The sequence below is a fragment of the Achromobacter semiaridum genome (assembly GCF_053543755.1).
Map to the genome: position 1 here is coordinate 38,563 of NZ_JBLVOL010000058.1, position 24,437 is coordinate 62,999.

24 protein-coding genes are annotated in these 24,437 nt (G+C 63.4%); 3 read left to right on the top strand and 21 right to left on the bottom strand.

Annotated elements, in window-relative coordinates; genetic code table 11:
- Window positions 1–18: 18 nt before the first annotated feature.
- Entirely contained in the window at window positions 19–945 is a 927-nt protein-coding gene (locus ACNPP0_RS16415) for an SPFH domain-containing protein (protein ID WP_046807169.1), read from the bottom strand.
- An 87-nt stretch (window positions 946–1,032) separates the two neighbouring features.
- The gene (locus ACNPP0_RS16420) at window positions 1,033–1,470 is read right to left on the bottom strand and encodes an NfeD family protein (RefSeq protein WP_332607669.1); all 438 of its coding nucleotides are present in this window, start codon (window positions 1,468–1,470) and stop codon (window positions 1,033–1,035) included.
- 169 nt (window positions 1,471–1,639) lie between these two features.
- Between ACNPP0_RS16420 and ACNPP0_RS16425 the strand changes: the two genes are divergently transcribed.
- Both ACNPP0_RS16425 and ACNPP0_RS16430 read left to right on the top strand, forming a co-directional pair.
- Complete coding sequence (locus ACNPP0_RS16425; protein WP_332607668.1) at window positions 1,640–2,377, top strand: glutamine amidotransferase; 738 nt, start codon at window positions 1,640–1,642, stop codon at window positions 2,375–2,377.
- Between the two features lie 94 nt (window positions 2,378–2,471).
- Window positions 2,472–3,362, top strand: a complete 891-nt coding sequence (locus ACNPP0_RS16430; RefSeq protein WP_332607667.1) for a bifunctional transcriptional activator/DNA repair enzyme AdaA — start codon at window positions 2,472–2,474, stop codon at window positions 3,360–3,362.
- Window positions 3,363–3,446: 84 nt separating this feature from the next.
- Here ACNPP0_RS16430 and ppsA read toward each other — a convergent pair whose 3' ends face one another.
- On the bottom strand, window positions 3,447–5,813 hold the full coding sequence (gene ppsA, locus ACNPP0_RS16435) for a phosphoenolpyruvate synthase (RefSeq protein WP_448706479.1): 2,367 nt from the start codon (window positions 5,811–5,813) through the stop codon (window positions 3,447–3,449).
- Between the two features lie 181 nt (window positions 5,814–5,994).
- Here ppsA and ppsR point away from each other — a divergent pair, with 181 nt between their 5' ends.
- A complete protein-coding gene (gene ppsR / locus ACNPP0_RS16440) occupies window positions 5,995–6,822 on the top strand; it encodes a phosphoenolpyruvate synthetase regulatory kinase/phosphorylase PpsR (protein WP_046807173.1) in 828 nt (275 codons plus the stop codon).
- Between the two features lie 62 nt (window positions 6,823–6,884).
- On the opposite strand, the gene ACNPP0_RS16445 is transcribed toward ppsR, so the two are convergent.
- The 18 genes from ACNPP0_RS16445 to rpsB form a co-directional block, all read right to left on the bottom strand.
- On the bottom strand, window positions 6,885–7,355 hold the full coding sequence (locus ACNPP0_RS16445) for a DUF2846 domain-containing protein (RefSeq protein WP_332607665.1): 471 nt from the start codon (window positions 7,353–7,355) through the stop codon (window positions 6,885–6,887).
- Window positions 7,352–7,807 carry a hypothetical protein gene (locus tag ACNPP0_RS16450; RefSeq protein ID WP_332607664.1) on the bottom strand — a complete coding sequence of 152 codons (456 nt, stop codon included), beginning with the start codon at window positions 7,805–7,807 and terminating at the stop codon, window positions 7,352–7,354. The genes ACNPP0_RS16445 and ACNPP0_RS16450 overlap by 4 nt, the downstream gene beginning before the upstream one ends.
- Before the next feature lie 338 nt (window positions 7,808–8,145).
- Window positions 8,146–8,934 carry a TrmH family RNA methyltransferase gene (locus ACNPP0_RS16455; RefSeq protein ID WP_448706480.1) on the bottom strand — a complete coding sequence of 263 codons (789 nt, stop codon included), beginning with the start codon at window positions 8,932–8,934 and terminating at the stop codon, window positions 8,146–8,148.
- The gene (gene rnhB / locus ACNPP0_RS16460) at window positions 8,931–9,539 is read right to left on the bottom strand and encodes a ribonuclease HII (RefSeq protein ID WP_448706481.1); all 609 of its coding nucleotides are present in this window, start codon (window positions 9,537–9,539) and stop codon (window positions 8,931–8,933) included. The genes ACNPP0_RS16455 and rnhB overlap by 4 nt, the downstream gene beginning before the upstream one ends.
- Window positions 9,526–10,722 (bottom strand): lipid-A-disaccharide synthase, encoded by a 1,197-nt coding sequence (lpxB, locus tag ACNPP0_RS16465; protein ID WP_448706482.1) that lies wholly within the window; start codon window positions 10,720–10,722, stop codon window positions 9,526–9,528. The genes rnhB and lpxB overlap by 14 nt, the downstream gene beginning before the upstream one ends.
- Window positions 10,719–11,513, bottom strand: a complete 795-nt coding sequence (gene lpxA / locus ACNPP0_RS16470; protein WP_332607661.1) for an acyl-ACP--UDP-N-acetylglucosamine O-acyltransferase — start codon at window positions 11,511–11,513, stop codon at window positions 10,719–10,721. The genes lpxB and lpxA overlap by 4 nt, the downstream gene beginning before the upstream one ends.
- Window positions 11,514–11,969, bottom strand: a complete 456-nt coding sequence (gene fabZ / locus ACNPP0_RS16475; protein WP_006219108.1) for a 3-hydroxyacyl-ACP dehydratase FabZ — start codon at window positions 11,967–11,969, stop codon at window positions 11,514–11,516.
- Between the two features lie 67 nt (window positions 11,970–12,036).
- Window positions 12,037–13,134 carry a UDP-3-O-(3-hydroxymyristoyl)glucosamine N-acyltransferase gene (gene lpxD / locus ACNPP0_RS16480; protein WP_448706483.1) on the bottom strand — a complete coding sequence of 366 codons (1,098 nt, stop codon included), beginning with the start codon at window positions 13,132–13,134 and terminating at the stop codon, window positions 12,037–12,039.
- A gap of 17 nt (window positions 13,135–13,151) precedes the next feature.
- The gene (locus ACNPP0_RS16485; RefSeq protein ID WP_046807180.1) at window positions 13,152–13,712 is read right to left on the bottom strand and encodes an OmpH/Skp family outer membrane protein; all 561 of its coding nucleotides are present in this window, start codon (window positions 13,710–13,712) and stop codon (window positions 13,152–13,154) included.
- A 109-nt stretch (window positions 13,713–13,821) separates the two neighbouring features.
- Entirely contained in the window at window positions 13,822–16,155 is a 2,334-nt protein-coding gene (gene bamA / locus ACNPP0_RS16490; RefSeq protein ID WP_448706484.1) for an outer membrane protein assembly factor BamA, read from the bottom strand.
- A 53-nt stretch (window positions 16,156–16,208) separates the two neighbouring features.
- The gene (rseP, locus tag ACNPP0_RS16495; RefSeq protein ID WP_448706485.1) at window positions 16,209–17,540 is read right to left on the bottom strand and encodes an RIP metalloprotease RseP; all 1,332 of its coding nucleotides are present in this window, start codon (window positions 17,538–17,540) and stop codon (window positions 16,209–16,211) included.
- Window positions 17,541–17,583: 43 nt separating this feature from the next.
- Complete coding sequence (locus tag ACNPP0_RS16500; RefSeq protein ID WP_448706486.1) at window positions 17,584–18,783, bottom strand: 1-deoxy-D-xylulose-5-phosphate reductoisomerase; 1,200 nt, start codon at window positions 18,781–18,783, stop codon at window positions 17,584–17,586.
- Window positions 18,780–19,637: a phosphatidate cytidylyltransferase gene (locus ACNPP0_RS16505; protein ID WP_448706487.1), complete on the bottom strand. Its 858-nt coding sequence runs from the start codon at window positions 19,635–19,637 to the stop codon at window positions 18,780–18,782. The genes ACNPP0_RS16500 and ACNPP0_RS16505 overlap by 4 nt, the downstream gene beginning before the upstream one ends.
- 52 nt (window positions 19,638–19,689) lie before the next feature.
- A complete protein-coding gene (uppS, locus tag ACNPP0_RS16510; protein WP_332607655.1) occupies window positions 19,690–20,454 on the bottom strand; it encodes a polyprenyl diphosphate synthase in 765 nt (254 codons plus the stop codon).
- Window positions 20,455–20,633: 179 nt separating this feature from the next.
- Window positions 20,634–21,194, bottom strand: a complete 561-nt coding sequence (gene frr, locus ACNPP0_RS16515) for a ribosome recycling factor (protein WP_046807186.1) — start codon at window positions 21,192–21,194, stop codon at window positions 20,634–20,636.
- 15 nt (window positions 21,195–21,209) lie between these two features.
- Complete coding sequence (pyrH, locus tag ACNPP0_RS16520; protein ID WP_006219097.1) at window positions 21,210–21,926, bottom strand: UMP kinase; 717 nt, start codon at window positions 21,924–21,926, stop codon at window positions 21,210–21,212.
- A gap of 175 nt (window positions 21,927–22,101) precedes the next feature.
- A complete protein-coding gene (gene tsf, locus ACNPP0_RS16525; RefSeq protein ID WP_332607653.1) occupies window positions 22,102–22,980 on the bottom strand; it encodes a translation elongation factor Ts in 879 nt (292 codons plus the stop codon).
- A gap of 181 nt (window positions 22,981–23,161) precedes the next feature.
- Entirely contained in the window at window positions 23,162–23,911 is a 750-nt protein-coding gene (gene rpsB, locus ACNPP0_RS16530) for a 30S ribosomal protein S2 (RefSeq protein ID WP_332607652.1), read from the bottom strand.
- Between the last annotated feature and the right edge of the window lie 526 nt (window positions 23,912–24,437).

The following is a 24,437-nucleotide window of genomic DNA, read 5'->3' on the forward strand; positions in this document are numbered from 1 at the left end:
GCGCCGCTAAGCGCGGTATCAGGTGTTGCGCGTGGACTTCACGATGGTCATGGCCGAGGCGATCATGCCGCCCACGTCGGACATGTTGGCCGGCAGGATCAGCGTATTGCCTTCCTTGGCCACGTTGGCGAACGCCTCGACGTAGCGCTCGGCCACCTTCAGGTTCACCGCTTCCATGCCGCCCGGCTGGCGCACGGCATCGGCCACTTGGGTGATGGCCTTGGCGGTGGCTTCGGCAATGGCCAGCACCGCGGCGGCCTCGCCCTGCGCCTGGTTGATCTGTGCCTGCTTCTCGCCTTCGGAGCGGGCAATGGCGGCTTCACGTTCGCCGGTGGCGATGTTGATCTGTTCCTGGCGGCGGCCTTCCGAGGCTGCGATCAGCGCACGCTTTTCACGTTCGGCGGTGATCTGCGCCTGCATCGAACGCAGGATTTCGTTGGGCGGCGTCAAATCCTTGATTTCGTAGCGCAGCACCTTCACGCCCCAGTTCAGCGCGGCCTCGTCCAGCGACGACACGATGTTGCTGTTGATGGAATCGCGTTCTTCGAACGTGCGGTCCAGTTCCATCTTGCCGATGACCGAGCGCAGGGTGGTCTGTGCCAGCTGCGTGATGGCCGAAATGTAGTTCGACGAACCATACGACGCGCGCATCGGATCGGTCACCTGGAAATACAGCACGCCGTCCACTTGCAGCTGCGTGTTGTCACGCGTGATGCAGACCTGGCTCGGCACGTCCAGCGGGATTTCCTTCAGCGAGTGCTTATAGGAAACGCGTTCGATAAAGGGGATGACAAAACCGGCACCCGGCGACAAGACACGGTCGAACTTGCCCAGGCGCTCGACCACCCAGGCGTGCTGTTGGGGCACGATGGCGATCGACTTGATGACGATCAGGATCGCCAGCGCGACGACGACGAGCAGGACGATAGTGGATGTATCGATCATGATTGAAACCTCTTCTGAGTTAATGCGATGGCGTCGGACACCAAGCCCCGGACGCCTGCTGCGGGCCGCGCGAGGCGCGAGCCGGTCTTACCGGGTTGAACCCGGCGCGCCCATGGGCTTGAGCACCAGGGTCGAGCCGCGCAGTTCGGTAATGGTGTGTTCTCCGGCGTGGGGCGCATGCCCCGGGGCCAGTTCGGCCTGCCAGTGCGCGCCGCGATACCAGACACGCGCCGTGCGCTGTTCGGACCACGATTCCACGGAAACCGTCTGGCCGATGTCCAGGTTCACGTCCGCGTTGCGCGCGGAGTTGACCTCGCGCTTTTTCAGCACGCGCGTCTTGCGCAGCGCCAACAGGCCCAGCATCAAGACCACGCCACACGCCACCAATTGCCATTCAAGCCCCGTGCCGAGCCACGCGGCAGCGCCGGCCGCCGCCAGCCCCAAGGCCACCAGCAGCAAATAGAAAGTACCCGTCGCCAATTCCCCGATTAGGGCCAGCGCGGCCAATCCCAGCCAGATCCACATAGTCTTAACGTCGCCTGAAAGGATGATTCGTGAGCGGATTGTACGTATTTCCGGGACGTAACGGGAAAGCCCGTTGGCCTCGGTCCGGGCGGCGCTGGATTATGATGTGCGCCTGACGCGCCGATCCCACCCGGATGGCCCGCGTCCGCCTTTTCAAGCACATCGATCCATGACCGCTGCAACACCTTCCGCCCTACCCGTCCTGATCCTGCATACCGGCGATCCGGACGACACGCTTAAAAGCCAGTTCGGCGGCTATGCCGAACAACTGACCCAGGCCGCCGGCCTGGCGGCCGACGCGGTTGAAATCGTTGCCGTGCACGAAGGTCAACGCCCGCAATCGCCCGCGCACTATCGCGCGGCACTCATCACCGGATCGCCCGCCATGGTCACCGATAAGGAGCCCTGGAGCGAAGACACCGCCGCCTGGCTGCGCGAGGCCGCCGCCGCCGAGCTGCCCATGTTCGGCGTGTGCTACGGCCACCAGCTACTGGCCTATGCGCTGGGCGGCAAGGTGGGCTACAACCCGGCCGGCCGCGAAGTCGGCACGCAAACCGTCGAACTGCTGCCGCCGGCCTCGGGCGACAAGTTGCTGGCCGGCCTGCCCGGCACCTTTCCCGCGCAGATGCTGCACGCCCAGACCGTGTTGCAGCCTCCGCCCGGCGCCGCCGTGCTGGCGCGCTCTGACCTGGACGAACACCAGATGATCCGCATCGGCCGCAATGTGTTCTCGACCCAATTTCACCCCGAGTTCGGACCCGATTTCATTCGCGCCCACCTGGATCGCTATGGCCGTCGTTATGCGGCGGAAAACCTGGACCTGCCGGACCTGACCGCGAACGTGCGCGCCACGCCCGTGGCGGGCGGGCTGCTGCGCCGCTTCCTGGACGCTTACGCGCCGGCCTGAACGGCGGCGCGCAACATCCGGAGTGCGGGGCTAGTCGGCAACTGAGACCATGAACCTAAAGCGCAATCCATTACGCGCATGTCAGGAGTCTTCGATGAGCCCTACCGCCGCCGCCGCAAGCAAACCGCCATCCGCCGCAGCCGTTTTAAGCAAACAGCTTTTAAGCAAACAGCATGCCGCCGCCGTCGAGCGCGCCTGCCGCGCCCTTGAGGCCGAGCAGCCGCCCGACCTGTCCACGCTGGCCGAACAGGCCGGCATGAGCCGCTTTCACTTTCACCGCGTGTTCAAGGCGGCGACCGGCATCACGCCCAAGGCCTACGCCAACGCGCTGCGAGCGGCCCGCGCGCGCCAGCAGCTGGAAAGCAGTGCCAGCGTCACCGACGCCATGTACGACGCCGGCTTCAATTCCAGCGGCCGGTTCTACGAAGCCGCTCCCGCCATCCTGGGCATGACGCCCACGGCCTTTCGCAGGAACGGCGAAGGCATCGATATCCGCTTCGCGGTGGCGCAGTGTTCGCTGGGCGCCTTGCTGGTGGCGGCCACCGGCACGGGCATCTGCGACATTTCGCTGGACGCCGACCCGGAACACCTGGTGCGCAACCTGCAAGACCGCTTCAAGGCCGCGCGCCTGATCGGCGCGGATGCCGAGTTTGAAACCTGGGTGGCCGCCGTGGTCAGCTTCGTCGAAGACCCGTCGCGCGGGCTGGACCTGCCGCTGGACGTGCGCGGCACCGCCTTTCAGCGCCGGGTATGGGAGGCGTTGCGCGACATTCCGGTGGGCACCACGGTCACCTACACGCAGGTGGCCGAACGCATCGGGGCACCTCGCGCCGTGCGGGCCGTGGCACGCGCCTGCGCCACCAACTCCATCGCGCTGGCCATCCCGTGCCACCGCGTGGTGCGCACGGACGGGTCGATGGCGGGTTACCGCTGGGGTATCGACCGCAAGCGGGAGCTGATCGCGCGGGAATTGAAAGCGGCGTAGTGGCTGGCCCGCGCATCGTTCGCTAAAGAAAAAAACCCCGCGTCCTGATCGGACGCGGGGTTTTTTATTGGAACGGCCAGGCGCTTATTGCTTGGCCAGACGCTGCCAGGTGTCGACAACCGTATCCGGGTTGAGCGACATCGACAGGATGCCTTCGTCCTTGAGCCATTGCGCGAAGTCGGGGTGGTCGCTGGGGCCTTGGCCGCAGATACCCACGTACTTGTTGGCCGCCAGGCAAGCCTTGATCGCGCGGCGCAGCATGAACTTCACGGCTTCGTCGCGTTCGTCGAAGTCGGCGGCCAGGAGCTCCATGCCGGAATCGCGGTCCAGGCCCAGCGTGAGCTGGGTCATGTCGTTGGAACCGATCGAGAAACCGTCGAAGAATTGCAGGAATTCGTCGGCCAGGATGGCGTTGGACGGCACTTCGCACATCATGATCAGCTTCAGGCCGTTTTCACCACGAGCCAGGCCGTGCTTGGCCAGCAGGTTCACGACCTTTTCGGCCTGACCCAGCGTGCGCACGAAGGGCACCATGATTTCAACGTTGGTCAGGCCCATGTCGTCGCGAACCTTCTTGAGCGCTTCGCATTCCATGCGGAAGCACTCGGCGAAGTCCTCGGCGATGTAGCGCGATGCGCCACGGAAGCCCAGCATGGGGTTCTCTTCCTCGGGCTCGTAGCGCGAACCGCCCACCAGCTTGCGGTATTCGTTGGACTTGAAGTCCGACATGCGCACGATGACCGGCTTGGGATAGAACGCGGCGGCAATCGTCGCCACGCCTTCCGCCATCTTCTCAACGAAGAACGCGCGCGGGCTGGCGTGCCCACGGGCAGCCGATTCCACGGCCTTCTTCAGTTCGCCGTCCACGTTCGGGTAGTCCAGGACTGCCTTCGGGTGGATGCCGATGTTGTTGTTGATGATGAATTCCAGACGTGCAAGACCGACGCCGCCGTTCGGAATCTGCGCAAAGTCGAACGCCAGCTGGGGGTTACCCACGTTCATCATGATCTTCAGATCGATGGCCGGCATTTCGCCACGGCGCACTTCTTCGACTTCGGTCTCGATCAGGCCGTCATAGATGCGGCCTTCGTCGCCTTCGGCGCAAGACACGGTCACGGACTGGCCTTCCTTGAGCAGGTCGCTGGCGTTGCCGCAACCCACCACTGCCGGAATGCCGAGTTCGCGCGCGATGATCGCGGCGTGGCAGGTACGGCCGCCACGGTTCGTGACGATGGCCGAGGCGCGCTTCATCACGGGTTCCCAGTTGGGATCAGTCATGTCGGTGACCAGCACGTCGCCCGGCTGGACCTTGTCCATGTCGGAGATGTCGCCCACCACGCGCACGGGACCGGCGCCGATCTTCTGGCCGATTGCGCGACCGGTGATCAGGACCTGGCCGGTGGCCTTCAGGCGATAACGCTGCTGGACGTCGTTGGCGCCCTGCTGCGACTTCACCGTTTCCGGGCGCGCTTGCAGGATGTAGATCTTGCCGTCGACACCGTCACGGCCCCATTCGATGTCCATCGGGCGCTTGTAGTGCTGCTCGATGATGACGGCGTAGCGGGCCAGTTCGTTAACTTCGTCGTCGGTCAGCGAGTAGCGGTTGCGCTCGGACACCGGCACGTCAACGGTACGGACCGCGCGGCCTTCCGGACGCTCGGGATCGAATTCCATCTTGATCAGCTTGGAGCCGATGCGGCGGCCGACGATGGGGAACTTGCCTTGCGCCAGCGTGGGCTTGAAGACGTAGAACTCGTCGGGGTTGACCGCGCCTTGCACGACGGTTTCGCCCAGGCCGTAGGACGACGTGATGAACACGACGTCTTCAAAGCCCGATTCGGTGTCGATGGTGAACATGACGCCGGCGCTGCCCTTGTCGGAACGCACCATGCGCTGGATGCCGGCCGACAAGGCCACATCGGCGTGGGCGTAGCCCTTGTGCACGCGATAGGAAATGGCGCGGTCGTTGTACAGCGAGGCGAACACGTGGCGGATCTTGTCCAGCACGTCGTCGATGCCCACAACGTTCAGGAAGGTTTCCTGCTGGCCGGCGAACGAGGCGTCGGGCAGGTCTTCCGCCGTGGCTGACGAGCGCACGGCAAACGAGCCCTTGCCGTCAGCGTCGAGCTTGGCAAAGGCCGTGCGGATTTGTGCTTCGAATTCGGCCGAGAACGGCGCTTCGACGATCCATTGGCGGATCTGCGCGCCGGCGGTGGCCAGCTCGCGCACGTCTTCGGGGTTCAGCGTGGTCAGGCGTTCTGCGATGCGCTTGTCCAGGCCCGAGGCCTTCAGAAAATCACGGAACGCGTCGGCGGTCGTGGCAAAGCCGCCCGGCACGCGGACACCCGCGCCAGACAGCTGGCTGATCATTTCGCCTAGTGATGCGTTCTTGCCTCCTACCGAGTCCACGTCCGTCATGCGGAGCTGCTCGAACAAAACAACATACGACATTGAAGTCACCTTTTACAATGGAATGAAAGCGAGTTAGGTCAAAGCACGAAGCAAGCACAAAAACTGCTTTTTTCAGACGCTGACCAAACTGGCCTTGGACCGCCCTTGGGGTGACTTATAGGGGCCTGATTGTACTCGGTGGAGTACCCTGGGCTATCTGACTGGTTGGAATTTTTTACACATGACATCTACCCCGATCGCACGCACGGTATACATCGTTTCCGACAGCACCGGCATCACTGCCGAGACCTTCAGCCAGTCGGTGCTGTCCCAGTTCGAAGAGGTGGAATTCAAGCCGATTCGGCTGCCGTTCGTCGACACCCTGGAGAAGGCGGCCGAGGTCGCCATGCGGATTGACCGCAGCGCCCTGGAAGCCGGGGTGCCGCCGATCGTGTTCAGCACCTTGGTTAACCCCGAGATCCTGGCGCGTGTTCGCCAGGCGAACGGCATCTTCATGGACCTGTTCGGCACCTTCGTCAGCCATATCGAACAGGCGCTGGGCCTGAAGTCCAGCCATTCGATCGGCCGGTCGCACATGCAGGCCAATTCCGAAAAGTACCGCAACCGTATCGACGCCATCAACTTCAGCCTGGCCCACGACGACGGCCAGTTCGTCAACCAGCTGGACCAGGCCGACGTCATTCTGGTGGGCGTGTCGCGCTGCGGCAAGACCCCCACCAGCCTGTACCTGGCAATGCAATATGCCATCAAGGCCGCCAACTTCCCGCTGACGCCGGACGACTTCGAGCGCGGCACCCTGCCCTCGACCATTGCGCCGCACCGCGCCAAGCTGTTCGGCCTGTCGATCCAGCCCGAGCGCCTGGCGGAAGTTCGCAACGAACGCCGTCCCAACAGCCGCTATTCCCAGCTGGAACAATGCCGCTACGAAGTGGCGGAAGCTGAACGCATGATGCGCCGTGAAGGCATTTCATGGCTGTCCAGCACCACCAAGTCCATTGAAGAAATCGCAACGACGGTGTTGCAGGAAGTGGGCCTGGATCGGGGCTGAAAAAAACTTGGGCGCACCGATGGTGCGCCCAGGTTTGACCTATTCAAAACTGTAGGTTTTGGTCAGAAGCCCGGCATCCGCTCGGGACTTGCCGCGCCCCAATAGCGCAGGCCGCGCATCTCGTTTTCGGCAAGTTCTGGCGGGTCGACCAGCTGCATCGACAACTTGCCCACCGCGCCGGTGGCGCCGTACACCTCGGCCATGACGCGTACATAACGCGTCTGCCCAGCGTCCAGCATGAAGCTCACGCCGTCGCCGGTCCAATGCAGGTTGGTGACCACATAGCTGCCGGCGGGGCGATCAACGAAGAAAAAGCTGCCCGGCTTGTTGCGGCCTACCACGACATCGTTGACGCGCAGTTTCTGCTGCGCCGCCGCCAGGTTGGTGGGCTGCGGCTGATAAAAATAAATCCGCCCATTGCCTTCGGCAATCGGCGGCAAGCGGCCATGCAGTGCATCAAACTTCGGGCCCGCGCATCCCGCCAGCAACACGGCGACGGCAATCGCCGCTACACCCTTGATCCACGCTTTCATTGACGCATCTCCACAGGCAAAGTGACGGGACGAGACAGCGCCATGTACGCGCTTTCGCCCGGCAGGTAAAAACCCAGCAGCTTGCCGGATGACGCCACCAGATAAGCTTCACCCTGCCGTCGGGTCTGAATGGTGAATAAGCCGCCCATCGAACGGTAGACGTCGCCCTGCGGCAACGCTCCGACGCGGCGCCACTGCGACGCCGCGGGCAAGGTCACGTTGCTGTCGTTCGGCAAGGCTGCGATAACGACGCGCGACAGCTGAATGGTGTGGACCGGATCGGCAGAGGCCACGGGCGTCATGCCGACTTTCTGCGTGCTGACCGACATGCACGCGGTCAGTGCAAGCGCGCAGGTGGAAGCCAACAGCAGCGCCCGGCCGGTGTGTGCCACACCGGACACATGCGCCTGCGCCATCCACGCCTTCATTTTCGGAACCGGCGACGCCGTCATAGCCATCTCGCAGAAATTTAAAGCGTGAAGTATATGAGTGCGACTGGATTTTACAAAACGTGCCTTAATAACGGACGGCCTGCCGGTCGTGCCGGCCCGCGCCCCAGTAGCGCAAGCTAACCCTGTCTGGTCGTTCGCGTGATCGCCCGCGCGTCGTATTCGCGTCGTATTCGCGTCGTATTCGCGTCGTATTCGCGTCGTATTCGCGCCGTATTCGCGCCGTATTCGCGCCGTATTCGCGCCGTATTCGCGTCGCAATTGAGCCTTAAGCAGGCGCGAGTATAAGCGGGGCCAGATCATTGGACCGGCTAAAAAAAGGGGGAAAAACGACGGATTATTCAGTATTCAGCGCGAGAGAGCGCCTGTCGCCGCTGCTCGAACAAACAGATCGCAGCGGCCGCACCGACGTTCAAGGACTCGACGGCGGCCATGTCGTGCGGGATGCAGACCTTGAGCCGGGCGGCGGCAAGCAAAGCGGGATCCACGCCCTGGCCCTCGTGCCCGAAGACCCAGGCGCACCGGGCCGGCAACGCGCCTTCGTAAAGGTTCTGTGCGCCGTCCAGCGCGGTTGCCACCAGCGGCACGCGCAGGCTGGGCAACAAGCCAGCCAGGTCAACGTGTTCGTGGATGGCCAGGGCGAAGTGTGCGCCTTGGCCGCTGCGCAAGACCTTGGGCGACCACGCGGCGGCGGTACCGGTTGCCAGGAACACGCGTTTCACGCCCGCCGCCGCGCAGGTGCGCAGCAGCGTGCCGACGTTGCCGGGGTCTTGGATACGATCGAACAGAACGCAGTTTTCGTCGATATCGGCCGGCATTTCCAACGGCTCGGGGGTGACCAGAAAGGCCACGCCCTGCCCGCTTTCCACGCTGGCCAACGATTGCATCAGGCGCGCGTCCAGCGCCAGGCAGCGGGCGTCGGGAACGGCGGCTGCCAACGCGGCAATATCGGGTTGCGCCAGGCGGTCCACATCGAAGATGGCCCGGTCCGGCGCGCCGTGGTGCTGCAACCAGGCTTGGCACAGGTGCACGCCGTCCAGCAACACGGGCGCGCCGCGCTTGCCGGCCGTGCCGGCCAGTTTGGCCAGGGCCTTGACTGCGGGGTTCTCGCGGGAACTGATGTGCTTCATGACGCCAGGCCAAACGCCTTGATCGGGGCGAAGCTGCGGCGGTGTTCGGCGCAGGGGCCGTGTTCTCGCAGCATTTGCAGGTGCAGCGCGGTGCCGTAGCCCTTGTGCTGGTCAAAAGCGTATTGCGGATACAGGCTGTGCAGGCGCACCAGATCGGCATCGCGCGCGGTCTTGGCCAGGATGGAGGCGGCGGAAATTGCCGGCACCAGCGCATCGCCCTTGATGACCGTCTGCACGGTGCAACCGAGCTTGGGCGCCTGGTTGCCGTCCACCAAGGCAAGCTGCGCGGGCAAGGACAAGCCCTGCACCGCCCGCTGCATGGCCAGCATCGTGGCCCGCAGGATATTCAGGGTATCGATTTCCTGCACGCTGGCACTGGCCACGCACCAGGCCAGGGCGTGTTCCTGGATCTCAAGCGCCAGCGCCTCGCGGGTGGCGGCTTTAAGCACCTTGGAATCGGCCAGCCCATCGATGGGCCGGGCCGGGTTCAGGATCACGGCCGCTGCGTAGACCGCGCCGGCAAGCGGCCCACGGCCCGCCTCGTCCACGCCCGCCGTCACCATGGCGGGCTGCACGGGGGCCGCGAACAATTCAGGCTGCTCCACCCGCCACCTCCAGAATCGCCTGGGCCGCCAGGGCCGGCGTGTCGCGCAGCAATTCCTGGTGCATGGCGGTAAAGCGGGCTTCGACCCGGGCGATCAGCGCGTCGTCGGTCAACGATGCCCACGTGGCCTCGGCCAGCTTTTCGGGCGTGGCGTCGTCTTGCAGCAATTCAGGCACCGCGAAATCGCGCAGCAGCACGTTGGGCAGGCCCACCCACGGTAGATACGGCCGCTGCTGCCCCGACTTCCACGTCATGATGCGGCGCATCCAGGGCGACAACACGTACGAGATCACCATGGGGCGCTTGTACAGCGCCGTTTCCAACGTGGCCGTGCCGCTGGCCACCAACACCGCGTTGGCCGCTTCCATCACGGACCAGGCAACGGGCGCCTTGCGATCGCCGCCGGCGCCATGCAGGTCGTCCGCGGTAATGCAGCGCAGGCCGGGCACCGGATGCTGGGCCAGAATCGCCTGGAATTCGGCGCGGCGCTGGTCGTTGACCATGGGCACGACGCATTGCAGGGCGGGATCTTTCTTCATCAACAGCTGGGCGGCTTGCAGGAAGCGCGGGGCCAGCAGGCGGATTTCGGAGGAGCGGCTACCGGGCAAAATCGCCAGCACGCGCGCGTTCGGGTCGATACCCAGGCTTGCGCGCGCCGCGGCGCGATCCGGCTGCATCGGGATGGCACCCGCCAAGGGGTGACCCACGTAGGTGACCGGAATGTTCTCTTTGCGGTAGATCTCTTCCTCGAACGGGAAAAGCACCAGCATGTGAGACACGGATTCACGGATCTTGTGGATGCGTTCGTAGCGCCACGCCCAGATGGACGGGCCAACGAAATGCACCGTGGGGGTACCGGCCAGGCGCAATTGGTGTTCCAGCCGCAGGTTGAAGTCGGGGGCATCAATGCCCACGAAGACCTTGGGCGGCTCGGCCAGCCAGCGGCGCTTGACGTCGCGATAGGTGCTAAGCAGGCTGGGCAGGCGCTTGAGCGCGTCGACGTAGCCAAACACGGTCAGCGCATGCATGGGATGCCAGGCGTCAAATTCGCGGGCCTGCATTTGCGGGCCGCCGATGCCTTCGCACCGCACGCCGGCATCGCGCGCTTGCAGACCGGCAATGATCCGACCGGCCAGCAAGTCGCCCGAAGGCTCGCCGGCCACCATGCCGATCCGCGTATTCATGGACGGATGATGCCGCGCGAGGCGACGTCCAGAAAATCGAGCATCGTTTGCAGATGCTCGGCCGCTTCGGGACTTTCTTGTTGGCGTTTGTACAGTTCAGCGCGCGCGGCGTCCAGCGGCAAACCACGGCGATAGATGATCTTGTAGGCTTCGCGCAGTGCCGAAATCATCACGGGGGTAAAACCGCGACGCTTCAGGCCTTCGACGTTGATGCCCACCGGCCGGCACGGGTTGCCCGCCGCCAGCACGAACGGAGGCGAATCCTGCATCAGCGAACTGTTGCCGCCCGTCATCGTGTGGGCGCCCACGCGTGCAAACTGGTGCACGCCGGTCAGGCCGCCGATGATGGCCCAGTCGCCCACATGTACGTGCCCACCCAGTTGCACCGAGTTGGCCAGAATGGTGTGGCTGCCTACGTGGCAATCATGCGCCACGTGCACGTACGCCATGATCCAGTTGTCACTGCCCAGCGTCGTCTCACCGCCATCCTGCACGGTGCCCGTGTTCAGCGTGACAAATTCGCGCACGGTATTGCGGTCGCCGATCGTCAGACGCGTCTTTTCACCGGCGTACTTCTTGTCTTGCGGCATGCCGCCGATCGAGCAGTAGCGGTAAAAACGGTTGTCGCGGCCGATGGTCGTGACGCCGTCAACCATGCAGTACGGGCCGATTTCGGTCCCCGCGCCGATGGTGACGTCTGGTCCCACCATTGCGAACGGGCCGATGATGGCGCTCGGGTCGATTTTTGCCGCTGGATCAACGACTGCGGTGGGATGGATGTTTCCTGCCATTTACTCTTCCAGGCTGCGAATCGCGCACATCAGCTTGGCGGACGCCACTTCTTGCCCGTCAACCGTGGCGCGCGCGGCGTACTTACAGATGCTGCGGCTCAGGCGTTCGGCTTCGACTTCGATGCGCAGTTGATCACCCGGCACAACGGGGCGGCGAAAGCGCGCGCCGTCGACGCCGACCAGGTAGTAAGCCGTCTTCGAGCTATCGCACTTGAGGCCGCCGTTTTCGTCCGTGAACGAGAACAGCGCCGAGGCTTGCGCCATGGCTTCCACGATGAGCACGCCCGGCATCACCGGATGGTGGGGGAAGTGGCCGTTGAAAAACGGTTCATTGATCGAGACATTCTTGATGGCGACAATGGATTTGCCGGGCACCATTTCGACGACGCGATCAATCAGCAGCATCGGATAACGATGCGGCAGCCTCTCCATGATCCCCTTGATGTCGAGTTCCATTTTTCTATGCTTTCCTGCGAGATGAAATGATTTTGGCGCGTGCACGCCCAGGCGGCAATTGCGCGCTCTAGTCTTTTTCGAGCGTGCGCACGCGACGGCGCAGTTGCGCCAACTGTTGTATCACGGCGGCGTTGCGCTGCCAGTCGCCATGCTCGGCATACGGGAACACCCCGGTATAGCGGCCTGGTTTGGTGATGCTGGAGGTGACCGCCGTGCCACCCGAGATGTGCACGTCGTCGCCCAAGGTCAAATGGCCCGACAGCATCGCGGCGCCGCCGATGGTGCAGCGTTCGCCGATGGTGGTGGAGCCGGCGATGCCCACGCACGCCGCCACGGCGGTATGCGCGCCGATGCGCACGTTGTGCGCCACCATGATCTGGTTGTCCAGCTTGACGCCGTCCGACACCACGGTGTCGTCCAACGCGCCCCGGTCGACGGTGGTGTTGGCACCGATTTCGACATCGTTGCCCACGGACACGCCGCCCAGCTGGGGAATCTTGCCCCAGGCGCCCTGCCCCAGCGTCGGGTCCGGCGCAAAGCCGAAACCGTCGGCGCCCAACACGGCGCCGCTGTGGATGATGGCCCGCTCGCCCACTTTCACGCCTTCGTAAAGGGTGACGTGTGCGTGCAGGCGGCTGCCCGCGCCGATGGACGAGCCTTCTCCGACCACGCAGCCCGGTCCCAGGACCGTGTCGCGACCGATGCGAGCGCCCGCCTCGATCACGCAATTGGGGCCGATACGCACGCCCTCTTCAAGGACGGCATCGGGCGCAACCACGGCGGACGGATGCGTGGAACCCGGCAACGCCGGCCGACGCGCGGCGTCAAACCATTGCGCCACACGGGCATACAGCAGATAGGGGTGTTTGCAGACGACCAGCGCAAAGGGCGGCCGATCGGCGCCCTTTGCTTCCAGCGCCTCGGCCACGTCGGCCGAGACAATGACCGCCCCGGCTTGCGTGGTGGTCAGTTGGCTCTGGTAGCGGGGGTTGGCCAGGAAAGTGATTTCCCGGCTACCCGCCGAAGACAGCGTCCCGATACCGCAGACCTTGAAAGGTTCTGCGCCCTGGGGCGCGCTGATGCGCCAGTCCATACCCTGGGTATTGGCGGCGCTCAACAGTGCTTCAAGAGTCGGCGCGCGAGCAAGATCCAGTAAAACCGGCATGGTGTGACGGGTGCTGCTTACTTGCCCAGGCTCTGAATCACCTTGTCGGTGATGTCGATGCGCGGGTTGACCGTCACGGCGTCCTGGATGATCAGGTCGTAGCTTTCTTGCTCGGCGATGCGCTTGATGGCCTCGTTGGCCTTCGTGACGATGCCCGAGAACTCTTCATTGCGGCGGCGATTGAAGTCTTCCTGGAATTCACGACGCTTGCGTTGCAGGTCGGTATCCAGGTTGGACAGTTCGCGCTGGCGCTTGACGCGGTCGGATTCCGACAGAACCGGAGCGTCCTTGTCGAACTTCTCGGCTTGCGAACGCAGGCTGTTGTTCAGGCGCTGGAGCTCGTCGTCGCGCTTCTTGAATTCGGCTTCGATCTTGCTTTGCGCCGTCTTGGCCGGGCCCGATTCACGCAGGATTCGCTCGGTATTGACGAAGCCGATCTTGGTGTTTTGAGCCTGTGCGGGAATCGCAGCAGCCGAACCGAGAATGAGAGCACCCACCAGGGCAATGGAGCCGCCCAGCTTGCCACGGCGCTTGGCGCGCGGCGTATTCGATGATTTAAGTGCGAAATCAGACATCATGAAAATCTCACCTTCCAGTAAGGCAAAGCCAAAGTGTGTATTGTGCCACTAAACAGCAAGGGAGCCGGGCCCGGGGGCCCCTCCCTTGTTTTCAAGCGTAACGGCGCGCTTAGAAACCGGTACCGATCTGGAACTGGAAGCTTTGCTTGTCGTCACCCTGCTTGGAGTTAAGCGGACGGGCGTAAGACAGCTGCAACGGTCCCATCGGCGACTGCCACGACAGGCCGACACCCGCCGAGAAACGCCAGCCGCAAGGATCCTCGACTTCGGTGTTGTCGCGGCCGCGGGTGCAACTAAGACCACTGCCGGCTGCGACCTGGCCCGCATCGCTGAAGATGAACCAACGCAGCGTGCGGTCCTTGGTGGCGCCCGGGAACGGCAGATACAACTGCGCGTTGGCCACGATACGGCGCGTACCGCCCAGGTAGTCGCCGGTAAGCGTATCGCGCGGACCCAGCGACGAGCCCTCATACCCGCGAACGGTGCCAATACCGCCGGCATACACGTTCTTGATGACCGGGTAATCCTTGCTGCCGTAACTGCGGCCCCAGTCCACCATGCCGTTCAAGGCCAGGGTGTACGCCCCCCCCAGCGGCACGAAGTACTGCTGTTGGCCCGTCAACATCGTGTATTGCAGGTCGACGGTGGACACGTCGGCCTTCAGGCGGGTGTACGACCCCTTGGTCGGCGCCAGCGCGCTGTCACGCGTGTCCTTGGACCAGCCGGTGCTGAAGATGACCGAGTTGGTCGAATCGCCATACTGACCCACAAAGTCCCTGTACGCCTGCGGCGAGTTCGTGAACAGGTCGATCTGGTTGTGTTCGTAGTTGGCGCCCAGGAAGATCCGGTCGTATTCCGAAATCGGAATACCGAAGTTCATGCCCAGGCCGATGGCCTTGACGCGGTAGTCGCCGTCGTTGTTGTTCCAGGGCTCGGTCACGCGGTAGTACGCGGACGTGGTGCGGCTGATGCCTTCCTTGGTCCAGTACGGGTCGGTGTGCGACAGCACGACCGCGCGGTTCGTCTTGCTGGTGTTCAATTGCAGCGTCAGGTTGGTGCCGCTGCCGAAAACGTTGTCTTCGCTGATACCGGCCGACAGAATCGCCTTTTCGGACGAGCCGTAGCCCACGCCCAGGTTGATCATGCCGGTGGGCTTTTCTTTCACGTCGACGTTCACATCGACCTGGTCGGGCGAACCCGGAACCGGATCGGTCTTGACGTTGACGTCGCTGAAGTAACCCAGGCGGTCAACGCGGTCGCGGGACGTCTTGATGTCTTTGGCGTCGTACCAGGCGGCTTCCTGCTGGCGCATTTCGCGGCGCACGACTTCGTCGCGCGTGCGGGTGTTGCCACCGATCTGGATGCGGCGCACATACACACGGCGGCTCGGGTCGACGTAGAACGTCAGGTCGGCTTCGTGCTTGGCGCGGTCCAGTTGCGGGTTCGGGTTGACGTTGGCGAACGCGTAGCCCAATTCGCCCAGGTAGTCGGTAATGGCCTTGGCCGAGTCGTTGGCCTTGGCGGCCGAAAACGTCTCGTTGGGCTTGGTCTGCACCAGCGCGTTGATTTCCTTGTCCAGGCCCAGCAGGTTGCCGGCCAGTTTCACGCTGCGCACCTTGTAGGGTTCGCCTTCGTGAACGGTAATCGTGATGCGGATGTCCTTGCGGTCGGGTGAGATGGTGACCTGCGGGGGTTCGACCGTGAATTCCAGGTACCCCTGGTCCAGGTAGAACGAACGCAGGCGTTCCAGGTCGCCTTCCAGCTTTTCGCGGGAATACTTGTCGGTATCGGTGTACCAGGTCAGCCAGCCCGGCGTCGTCAGCTTGAACTCGTCAAGCAGGTCGCTTTCCGAGAACGCCTTGTTGCCGACGAAGCGGATTTCCTGGATGCGGGCAACGTCGCCTTCGAACACGTCGAAGCTCACGCCCACGCGATTACGCGGCAGCGGGGTCACGGTGGAGGTGACTTCGACGCCGTACTTGCCCTTGGACAGGTATTGCTGCTTCAGTTCGTATTCCGCGCGCTCGAGCATCGAGCGGTCGAATATGCGGCCTTCGGCAAAACCGACCTGCCCCAGCGACGTGGTGATCGCCTTGGAGTCGAATTCGCGCATGCCGTTGAAGTTGACGGAGGCGATCGTCGGGCGTTCTTGCACGACGACCACAACAACGTTGTTATCCGTCTGGATCTGCACGTCGGTGAAAAAGCCCGTGCCGTACAGGCGGCGAATGGCCTCGGTAGCCTCTTCTTCGGTGAATTTCTCGCCCACCTTGACGGGGAGATAACCGAAGACGGTGCCGGCGTCAGTCCGTTGAATACCCTCTACGCGGATATCCCGCACGACAAAAGGGTCGAAGGCTTGGGCCATGGCCGGCAGCATTAATGCGGCGATGAGACCCGGCAGTACACCCTTTTTGTGATGAAACATCCGGCGAAAAGACATCCTTGAGTATCCTCGGTCGTGCAAATGGCGGGGGATTTTATGCTAAATCGCGTTTACGTGAATAAACGCGTGAAATCGTTGAACAGCGCAAGGCCCATCAGGCCTGCCAATAAACCTATGCCGGCGCGCTGTCCGATATCGATCCACCTCGCTGGCGGCGGGCTACCCCGCACAATTTCGACGAGATAGTACAGCAGATGGCCGCCATCCAGCATAGGAATGGGCAGCAAATTTAGTACGCCCAGGCTGATACTGATCAAGGCAATATAGGCGATATACGCAACAATGCCGATTCGGGCGGTCTGGCCGGCATAGTCGGCAATGGTGACCGGGCCGCTGACGTTGCGCCACGAGACATCGCCCGTGACCATGCGGCCCATCATGCGCAGCGAGAACCAGGCGGTATCCCAGGTGCGAACCGCGCCGCGCCATACGCTTTCGAACAGGCCATAGCGGACCGTGACCATCGGCACGTCGCCGCCCAACTGCACGCCCAGCCGGCCGATTTCCTGGCCATTGACTGTTTCGGCGCGCGGCGTCACGTTCAGCGAAATATTGGCGCCATCGCGCAGCAGGGTCAGCGTTAGCGTCTGGCCGGCACTTTGCTGGATTTGCTTGATGACCGACCCCGTTTCCGGCGTGGGTTGGCCATTGATGGCCACAATCAGGTCACCGGTACGCATACCCGCCGCCTGCCCTTCCCCGCCGTCGTTCACGGCGCGCACGCCGGGCCTGGGTTGAGCCAGGCGGATGCCGGCCGCAGCCAGGGGATCCCCCGAGGACGGGTCCATGGCGTTGGGCGGTAGATTGAGTTCGCGTTGCTGGACGGCGCCGGATGGCGTGCTGACTTCGATCAGCGCGCGGCCGCCGGTGGACATGACGTCCATCAGGCGCCAGCGGGCGTCAGACCACGAAGCAATGTCCTGGCCGTCCACGGCCAGGATGCGGTCACCCGCAAGCAGGCCGGCATTCGCGGCGGGCGTCTCGGCAGCGGGTTGGGCGATGATGGCCTGCGGTTCGTCCGTACCGGCCATGTTCAGGCCGGCGTACAGGAAAACCGCCAGGATCAGGTTGAAGACGGGGCCGGCGGCAACGACGGCGATGCGCTTGCCCACGGATTTGTTGTTGAACGCGCTGGCGGCCTCGGCCGGGCTGGCCCCGGCGGGCGCGTCGTCCTGCATTTTGACGTAGCCGCCGAGCGGCAAGGCGGAAACGGCCCATTCGGTACCGTTTTTATCCGTGCGACGCAAGATGACCTTGCCAAAGCCCAGCGAAAACCGCAGCACCTTGACGCCGCAAAGCCGAGCCACCCAATAGTGCCCCAGCTCATGGAAGGTGATCAGGGAGCCAAGCGCTACCGCAAAGGCCAGCAGGGTGAAAAGCATCGGGATCGGGATCTAGGGAATCAGAAGCAAGCGGGGCCAGCCATCAGGCCAGCCCAAGGTTACCGGCGAAGATGCGCGCGTCGGCATCCAGCGCCAGCACTTCGTCAAGACTGTTGAGCGTAACAGATGCCCGGGCGGCTTGCCACTCCAGGGTGGCTTCGATGACGCGCGCGATCCAGGTGTAGGGCAGGCGGCCATCCAGGAAGGCCGCCACGGCGACTTCATTGGCGGCGTTCAGCGCCACGCAGGCGCCCTGCCCGGCCCGCAGCGCGGCAAAAGACAGCGCCAGGCAGGGAAACCGGGCCAGATCAGGCTTTTCGAAATCCAGCCGGCCCAGACGCGTGAGGTCCAGCGGGCCAACGCCGCTTGCCAGGCGATCCGGAAAGCCCAGCCCGTAGGCGATGGGCGTGCGCATGTCGGGCTGCCCCAGCTGCGCCAGCACCGAACCGTCGTCGTATTCGACCATCGAATGCACGACGCTTTGCGGGTGCACCACGACTTCGATGCGATCGGGCGGCATGGCGAACAGCCAATGCGCCTCGATCACTTCCAGACCTTTGTTCAGCATGGTGGCCGAGTCCACCGAGATCTTGCGGCCCATGCTCCAGTTCGGATGGGCGCACGCCTGGGCGGGCGTCACATCGTGCAGGTCTTCAAGGTCGCGCCCCCGGAAGGGGCCGCCAGATGCCGTCAGGAGCAGACGGCGCACGCCCGGCGCGGGCGCATCGGGCGCCTGCGCGCGCCCGCCGTGGGGCAGGCATTGAAAAATGGCATTGTGTTCGCTGTCGATGGGCAGCAGCTCGGCGCCGTGGTCGCGAATGGCCTGCATGAACAACGACCCGGCAGCGACCAGGGCTTCCTTGTTGGCCAACAACACGCGCTTGCCGCTGCGGGCCGCCGCCAGCGCCGCAGGCAAACCGGCAGCGCCGACGATGGCGGCCATGACGGAATCGCATTCAGGGTCAGCCGCGGTGTCCGCCAGCGCCCGGGCGCCGACGCGGATTTCGGGCATCGCCTGCTTGCTTTTCCAGGCGGCGGTGAATTGCTTGCGGGCCGCGTCATCCGGCACCACCACAACGGCGGCGTGGCTGGCCTGCGCCTGTTCCGCCAGGCGTTCCATCCGGCTGTACGCGGACAGCGCGTAAACCGCCAACCGATCGGGGTGGCGGGCAATCACATCCAGCGTGCTTTCACCGATCGACCCGGTCGACCCCAGCACGACGACGCGTTGAAAAGCCGTCAAAACAACACTCCAGACAAAAGTAGCGCAAACGGCGCAACCGGAAGAATCGCATCGATGCGGTCATAAACCCCACCGTGGCCCGGCAGCAGCGTGCTGGAATCCTTGCGGCCGGCGCGGCGCTTGAGCAGCGATTCGAACAGGTCGCCAACGATGGACACCACGCCCAGCAACGCAGCGATGGGCAGCGCCAGCCAGAAGCTCCAGCGTTCAACCAGCGCATGGCCGAACGAGCCGTCCCACAAGCTGGACAAGCCGATCCAGATCACGGCGCCCAACACGCCCGCAATGGCGCCCTCAATGGTCTTGCCCGGGCTGACCCGAGGGGCCAGTTTACGCTTGCCGAACGCCCGGCCGGCGAAATAAGCGGCAATGTCGGCCACCCAAACCAGCGCCAACAGCGACACCACGAACCCCGCGCCGCGCGCGATGAACATCTGCGCCAGCACGGCCCAGGCCGCAAACGCGGCGGGGACCGAAAAGACGGACCAGCCCAGGCTGGCAGGCGAAGCGTCGGAACGGCCCTGGATTACGGCCGTGAAGCCGCCCAACAACCAGACGGCCGCCACGGCCGGCACCACATAGCGCAACACCCACGCAGGATCGCGCCAGCCCACGCCGTTGCCCGCCAGCCAGGCCGACGCCAACGCCAGCATGCCGCAAAACAGCAGCACGGCGACGCCGATGGCAATCAGGGGGGACGGGGGCTGGGGCAGCGTCAAGCGCAGCCATTCCCAGTTGGCGCACGCGGCGGCCAGGGCCAGCAAGGCAACAAACCACCAGGGATTCGCGCTGATCATCGCGGCGGCCAGAATGGCCAACAAGATGACGGCGGTAACGATACGCTGGCCCAACATATGACGGTCTCCTCGTGTGCTGCTCTGGAAAGACGCGCTTGTCGCGGTCTGCTTACTGCGCGCCGGTTTCACTGACTTGCGCGCTGGTGCGGCCGAAGCGGCGTTCGCGGGTGCGATACCAGTCAAACGCCGCCTGCAACTCGGCGGCGCCGAAGTCCGGCCAATAGCGATCCGTGAAGTAGAACTCCGCGTAGGCCATCTGCCAGATCAGGAAATTGGAAATGCGCTGCTCACCGCCGGTGCGGATGAACAGGTCGGGCTCGGGCGCCCAGGACATCGACAAGTGGCGGGCCAGCCGCTCTTCGTCGACCCGCTCGGGGTGGGCGGCCAGATCAGGTTCGGCCGCGAGCATCGCGCGCGTGGCTTGAAGAATGTCCCAGCGGCCCCCGTAGTTGGCCGCCACGGTCAGGTGCAGGCGGTCGTTGTGGGCGGTGCGCGCCTGCGCGGCCAGGATCAGCTCTTGCAAGCGGGGCTCGAACGCGCTCAGGTCACCGATGACGTGCAAGCGCACGCCCTGCTCTTCCAGCTTGCCGATTTCGCGTTCAAGCGCCTGCACGAACAGGCGCATCAGCAGCGAAACTTCTTCGGCGGGCCGGCGCCAGTTTTCGGAACTGAACGCAAACAGCGTCAGATAGCGCACGCCCGCGCGGCCGCAGGCTTCAACCACCCGGCGCACCGCCTGCACGCCCTTGGCGTGGCCGGCCGTGCGAGGCAGCAGCCGTCGCGTAGCCCATCGCCCGTTGCCGTCCATGATGATGGCCACGTGTTCTGGGATGTCGCGAGTATCGGGAACCGCCTGGGTCGAACTGGTTGCCATGGATGTGGGACTTAAGCGCGGAAAGCCGGCCAATATCGAAACTACGGGAGAAAAACCTGCGCCGTCGTTCCATTGCTGCGTAAGGGTGCTGCGAAGCAATGGTAAGGACGGCGCATGGGCAAGAAAATCCTGACGCCGGAGCGATACGGCCAAGCCGCCCGCCCCGAAGCAATCACGGATTATACGGTCATGATTTCCGCTTCTTTCTGGACGACCATCTTGTCGATGTCGGCCACGGCGCGATCGGTCAGCTTCTGGACATCGTCCTGCGCACGACGTTCGTCGTCCTCGGAGATTTCCTTGTCCTTGACCAGCTTCTTCAGGGCTTCGTTCGCTTCACGGCGCAGGTTGCGCACGGCGATCTTGGCGTCTTCGCCTTCGCTGCGCACAACCTTGGTCAGGTCGCGGCGGCGCTCTTCGGTCAGGGCGGGCATCGGCACGCGGATGGTGTCGCCCATCGAGATCGGGTTCAGGCCCAGATCCGATTCACGGATGGCCTTTTCGATCGGGCCGGCCATGTGCTTTTCGTAGGGCTGCACGCTGATGGTGCGGGCGTCCACGAGGTTCACGTTGGCGACCTGGCCGACTGGCACCGGCGAGCCGTAGTACTCGACCTGCACGTGGTCCAGGATGCCGGTGTGGGCGCGGCCCGTCCGAATCTTGCCCAGGTTGATCTTGAGCGTATCAAGCGACTTGGCCATCCTGGCTTCGGCGGATTTGCGAATTTCTGCTGCGCTCATGGAATTTCCTTTTCTTTAAACGTGTACCAACGTGCCTTCGTCTTCGCCGCTGACCACTCGCTTGAGCGCGCCGGACTTATTGATCGAAAACACTTTGATCGGCAGTTTCTGGTCACGGCACAGTGCGAAGGCCGTGGCGTCCATGACTTCCAGACGGCGCACGATCGCTTCATCGAAGCTGATCCGCGCATAGCGCGTCGCGGTGGGGTCCTTGTTGGGATCCGCACTGTAGATGCCGTCCACTTTAGTGGCTTTCAACACGATCTCCGCGCCGATTTCGGCGCCACGCAAGGCGGCGGCGGTGTCGGTCGTGAAGAAGGGGTTGCCCGTGCCCGCGGCGAAGATGACGACCTTGCCCTCTTCGAGGTAGCGCAAAGCCTTCGGGCGGATGTAGGGTTCGACGACCTGATCGATGTTCAGGGCGGATTGTACGCGGGTGTCGATGCCCTTGTGCTTCAGCGCGTCTTGCAGGGCAAGCGCGTTCATGATGGTGGCCATCATGCCCATGTAGTCGGCGGTGGCGCGGTCCATGCCCTGCGCACCCGGGGCGACGCCACGGAAAATGTTACCTCCGCCAATGACGATGGCCAGTTCGACGCCCGTGGCGGCGACTTCGGCGATCTCATCGGTCATGCGGACGATGGTGGAACGGTTGATGCCAAAAGCATCCTCGCCCATCAGCGCCTCGCCGGAAAGTTTGAGAAGAACCCGTTTGTATGCTCTGCTGCTCATAGGTGATATCCCGAAGAACAATCCGACGAAAGTGTAAGACAAGAATGAGGGTGACCCTCAATGCCCCAGGGCTGACTATCTGCCGGGCGCTGCTGCACCCGGACCGGCCCCTCGGCGTAAAAAGGCCGGACTAGAATTTAATCTAGTGCCGGCCTTTAAGCACTACCCCTGACGGTTAGGCTGCGCCGGCGGCGGCAGCGGCAACCTCAGCGGCAAAGTCGCTGGTCTTCTTCTCGATACCTTCGCCGACAACAAACAGCACGAACTTGCTGATCGAAGCGCCATTGGCCTTCAGGTGCTGCTCAACCGTGTGCTTGTCGTTCTTGACGAAAGGTTGCGACAGCAGGGTCACTTCCTTCAAGAACTTGGCGACCGAACCTTCAACCATCTTGGCGACGATGTCAGCCGGCTTGCCGGATTCGGCGGCCTTCTGCTCGGCAACCGAACGCTCGGCGGCGATGTCGGCCGGGTTCACGCCGTCGGCGTTCAGGGCCTTGGGCTTCGTGGCGGCGATGTGCATCGCCAGGTCCTTGCCCACTTCTTCGGCGCCGGAGTATTCCACCAGCACGCCGATCTTGCCGCCGTGCACGTAGCTTGCCAGCGCATTCGGCGTTTCGATGCGCTCGAAGCGGCGGATCGAGATGTTTTCGCCGATCTTGCCGATCAAGGCGGTACGGGTCGTTTCAACGGTGCCTTCACCGAACGGCAGGGCCGACAGAGCGGCGACGTCGGCCGGGTTCTGCGTGGCAACCAGTTCAGCCAGCTTGTTCACGAAGCCGACGAAGTCGTCGTTCTTGGCAACGAAGTCGGTTTCGCAGTTGATTTCGACCACGGCGCCTTTCTTGGCGTCGGCGGAGATGAACAGACCGATCAGGCCCTCGGCGGTGACGCGGGCAGCGGCCTTGCTGGCCTTGTTGCCCAGCTTGACGCGCAGGATTTCTTCGGCACGAGCCAGGTCGCCTTCGGCTTCCGTCAAGGCCTTCTTGCACTCCATCATGGGCGCGTCGGTCTTCTCGCGCAGTTCCTTGACCAGGGCAGCGGTAATTTCAGCCATGTTTGCTCCAATTTTTGCTAAGACACGCCCCGGCTCGCCGGGGCAGTGATTTGATTCGATGGGACGCCCGCCAGTGGCGGGCCAGGAAGATGGGAGCCCACCTTCGCAGTGCCGGCGAGGCGGGAGCGGTTCTGTTTCAAAAGCCGCTCCCGAACACTAACCGCCGGACATGACAGCAGGCTTAGGCCTGGTTGTCCTGCACTTCAACGAACTCTTCCTGACCTTCGCCTTGCTCTTCGACCAGACCATTGATGTTCTGTTCGCGGCCTTCCAGCACGGCGTCGGCGATGCCCTTGGCGTACAGCGCGATGGCCTTGGCCGAGTCATCGTTACCGGGGATGACATAGTCGATGCCGTCCGGCGAGTGGTTGGTGTCAACCACGGCGACGACGGGGATACCCAGCGTCTTGGCTTCGGCGATGGCGATCTTGTGGTAGCCGACGTCGATGACGAACATGGCGTCAGGCAGACCGTTCATGTCCTTGATGCCGCCGATCGACTTGTTCAGCTTGTCCAGTTCGCGTTGGAACAGCAGGCCTTCCTTCTTGATCATGCGCTCGGCGCCGCCTTCAGCGACGACGACTTCCATGTCCTTCAGGCGCTTGACCGAGGTCTTGACCGTCTTGAAGTTGGTCAGCATGCCGCCGAGCCAGCGAGCGTCGACGAAGGGCATGCCGCAACGAGCGGCTTCAGAGGCGACCAGCTCGCGAGCAGCGCGCTTGGTGCCGACAAACAGGATGTTGCCGCCGCGAGCAGCCAGCTGCTTCACGAACTTGGTGGCTTCCTGGTACTTATCAACCGTCTTTTCCAGGTTGATGATGTGAATCTTGTTGCGGTGACCGAAGATGTACGGAGCCATCTTGGGGTTCCAGTAACGGGTCTGGTGACCAAAGTGGACACCCGCTTCCAGCATTTCGCGCATCAAAGACATGTAATTCTCCAAGGGTTGGTTTCTTGCGCCGCACCTGCATCAGCATCTGGCTGACACCCTGGGTGGTGAGACGCGCGATTTCCCGCAACACGCGGGATGGACAAAATTTTAACCGGGCCGACCGATCACTGCCGCAATAAAACTACTGCTTCCGCGATAAACCCAGACGACCGACACAACAGGAACCCTGCACCGCACACTTGCCCATGCTTGTTCTACACAAGCAGGCGCTGAGCCAGACACTCCAGGAGATTCCTGGAAGTTTCCGGGGTTCAGCGCACCCGGACTTGTTTTGTTGGCAGCGAAATCCAGCTCTTCACATTCAGGCTTGACGCCCTCTTGCGCATCAGGCCGCCAGGGCATTTCTTCAAAAAACCCGAAGGTTTTCAAGAACTTAATCTGGCGCCCATACCGAACCTGCATCGCCGCTCAAAAACATGACCGGGCTTACAAGCACGCCGTGCCCCAACTTGAGTAAGATTCCAGCCGCCCCACTTGGCTTAAGGCCACAACCGCCCCACCCGCC

Coding starts and splice junctions, on each gene's coding strand:
- lpxD (WP_448706483.1), bottom strand. CDS start 13,134: ATGCCGGTTTTACTGGATCTTGCTCGCGCGCCGACTCTTGAAGCACTG.
- rseP (WP_448706485.1), bottom strand. CDS start 17,540: ATGCTTTTCACCCTGCTGGCCTTTGCGGTAGCGCTTGGCTCCCTGATC.
- ppsR (WP_046807173.1), top strand. CDS start 5,995: ATGACATCTACCCCGATCGCACGCACGGTATACATCGTTTCCGACAGC.
- ACNPP0_RS16450 (WP_332607664.1), bottom strand. CDS start 7,807: ATGACGGCGTCGCCGGTTCCGAAAATGAAGGCGTGGATGGCGCAGGCG.
- tsf (WP_332607653.1), bottom strand. CDS start 22,980: ATGGCTGAAATTACCGCTGCCCTGGTCAAGGAACTGCGCGAGAAGACC.
- rpsB (WP_332607652.1), bottom strand. CDS start 23,911: ATGTCTTTGATGCGCGAAATGCTGGAAGCGGGTGTCCACTTTGGTCAC.
- bamA (WP_448706484.1), bottom strand. CDS start 16,155: ATGTCTTTTCGCCGGATGTTTCATCACAAAAAGGGTGTACTGCCGGGT.
- pyrH (WP_006219097.1), bottom strand. CDS start 21,926: ATGAGCAGCAGAGCATACAAACGGGTTCTTCTCAAACTTTCCGGCGAG.
- fabZ (WP_006219108.1), bottom strand. CDS start 11,969: ATGGAACTCGACATCAAGGGGATCATGGAGAGGCTGCCGCATCGTTAT.
- frr (WP_046807186.1), bottom strand. CDS start 21,194: ATGAGCGCAGCAGAAATTCGCAAATCCGCCGAAGCCAGGATGGCCAAG.
- ACNPP0_RS16425 (WP_332607668.1), top strand. CDS start 1,640: ATGACCGCTGCAACACCTTCCGCCCTACCCGTCCTGATCCTGCATACC.
- ACNPP0_RS16455 (WP_448706480.1), bottom strand. CDS start 8,934: ATGAAGCACATCAGTTCCCGCGAGAACCCCGCAGTCAAGGCCCTGGCC.
- ACNPP0_RS16505 (WP_448706487.1), bottom strand. CDS start 19,637: ATGTTGGGCCAGCGTATCGTTACCGCCGTCATCTTGTTGGCCATTCTG.
- ACNPP0_RS16485 (WP_046807180.1), bottom strand. CDS start 13,712: ATGATGTCTGATTTCGCACTTAAATCATCGAATACGCCGCGCGCCAAG.
- ACNPP0_RS16445 (WP_332607665.1), bottom strand. CDS start 7,355: ATGAAAGCGTGGATCAAGGGTGTAGCGGCGATTGCCGTCGCCGTGTTG.
- ACNPP0_RS16420 (WP_332607669.1), bottom strand. CDS start 1,470: ATGTGGATCTGGCTGGGATTGGCCGCGCTGGCCCTAATCGGGGAATTG.
- ppsA (WP_448706479.1), bottom strand. CDS start 5,813: ATGTCGTATGTTGTTTTGTTCGAGCAGCTCCGCATGACGGACGTGGAC.
- lpxA (WP_332607661.1), bottom strand. CDS start 11,513: ATGGCAGGAAACATCCATCCCACCGCAGTCGTTGATCCAGCGGCAAAA.
- ACNPP0_RS16430 (WP_332607667.1), top strand. CDS start 2,472: ATGAGCCCTACCGCCGCCGCCGCAAGCAAACCGCCATCCGCCGCAGCC.
- uppS (WP_332607655.1), bottom strand. CDS start 20,454: ATGGCAACCAGTTCGACCCAGGCGGTTCCCGATACTCGCGACATCCCA.
- lpxB (WP_448706482.1), bottom strand. CDS start 10,722: ATGAATACGCGGATCGGCATGGTGGCCGGCGAGCCTTCGGGCGACTTG.
- ACNPP0_RS16415 (WP_046807169.1), bottom strand. CDS start 945: ATGATCGATACATCCACTATCGTCCTGCTCGTCGTCGTCGCGCTGGCG.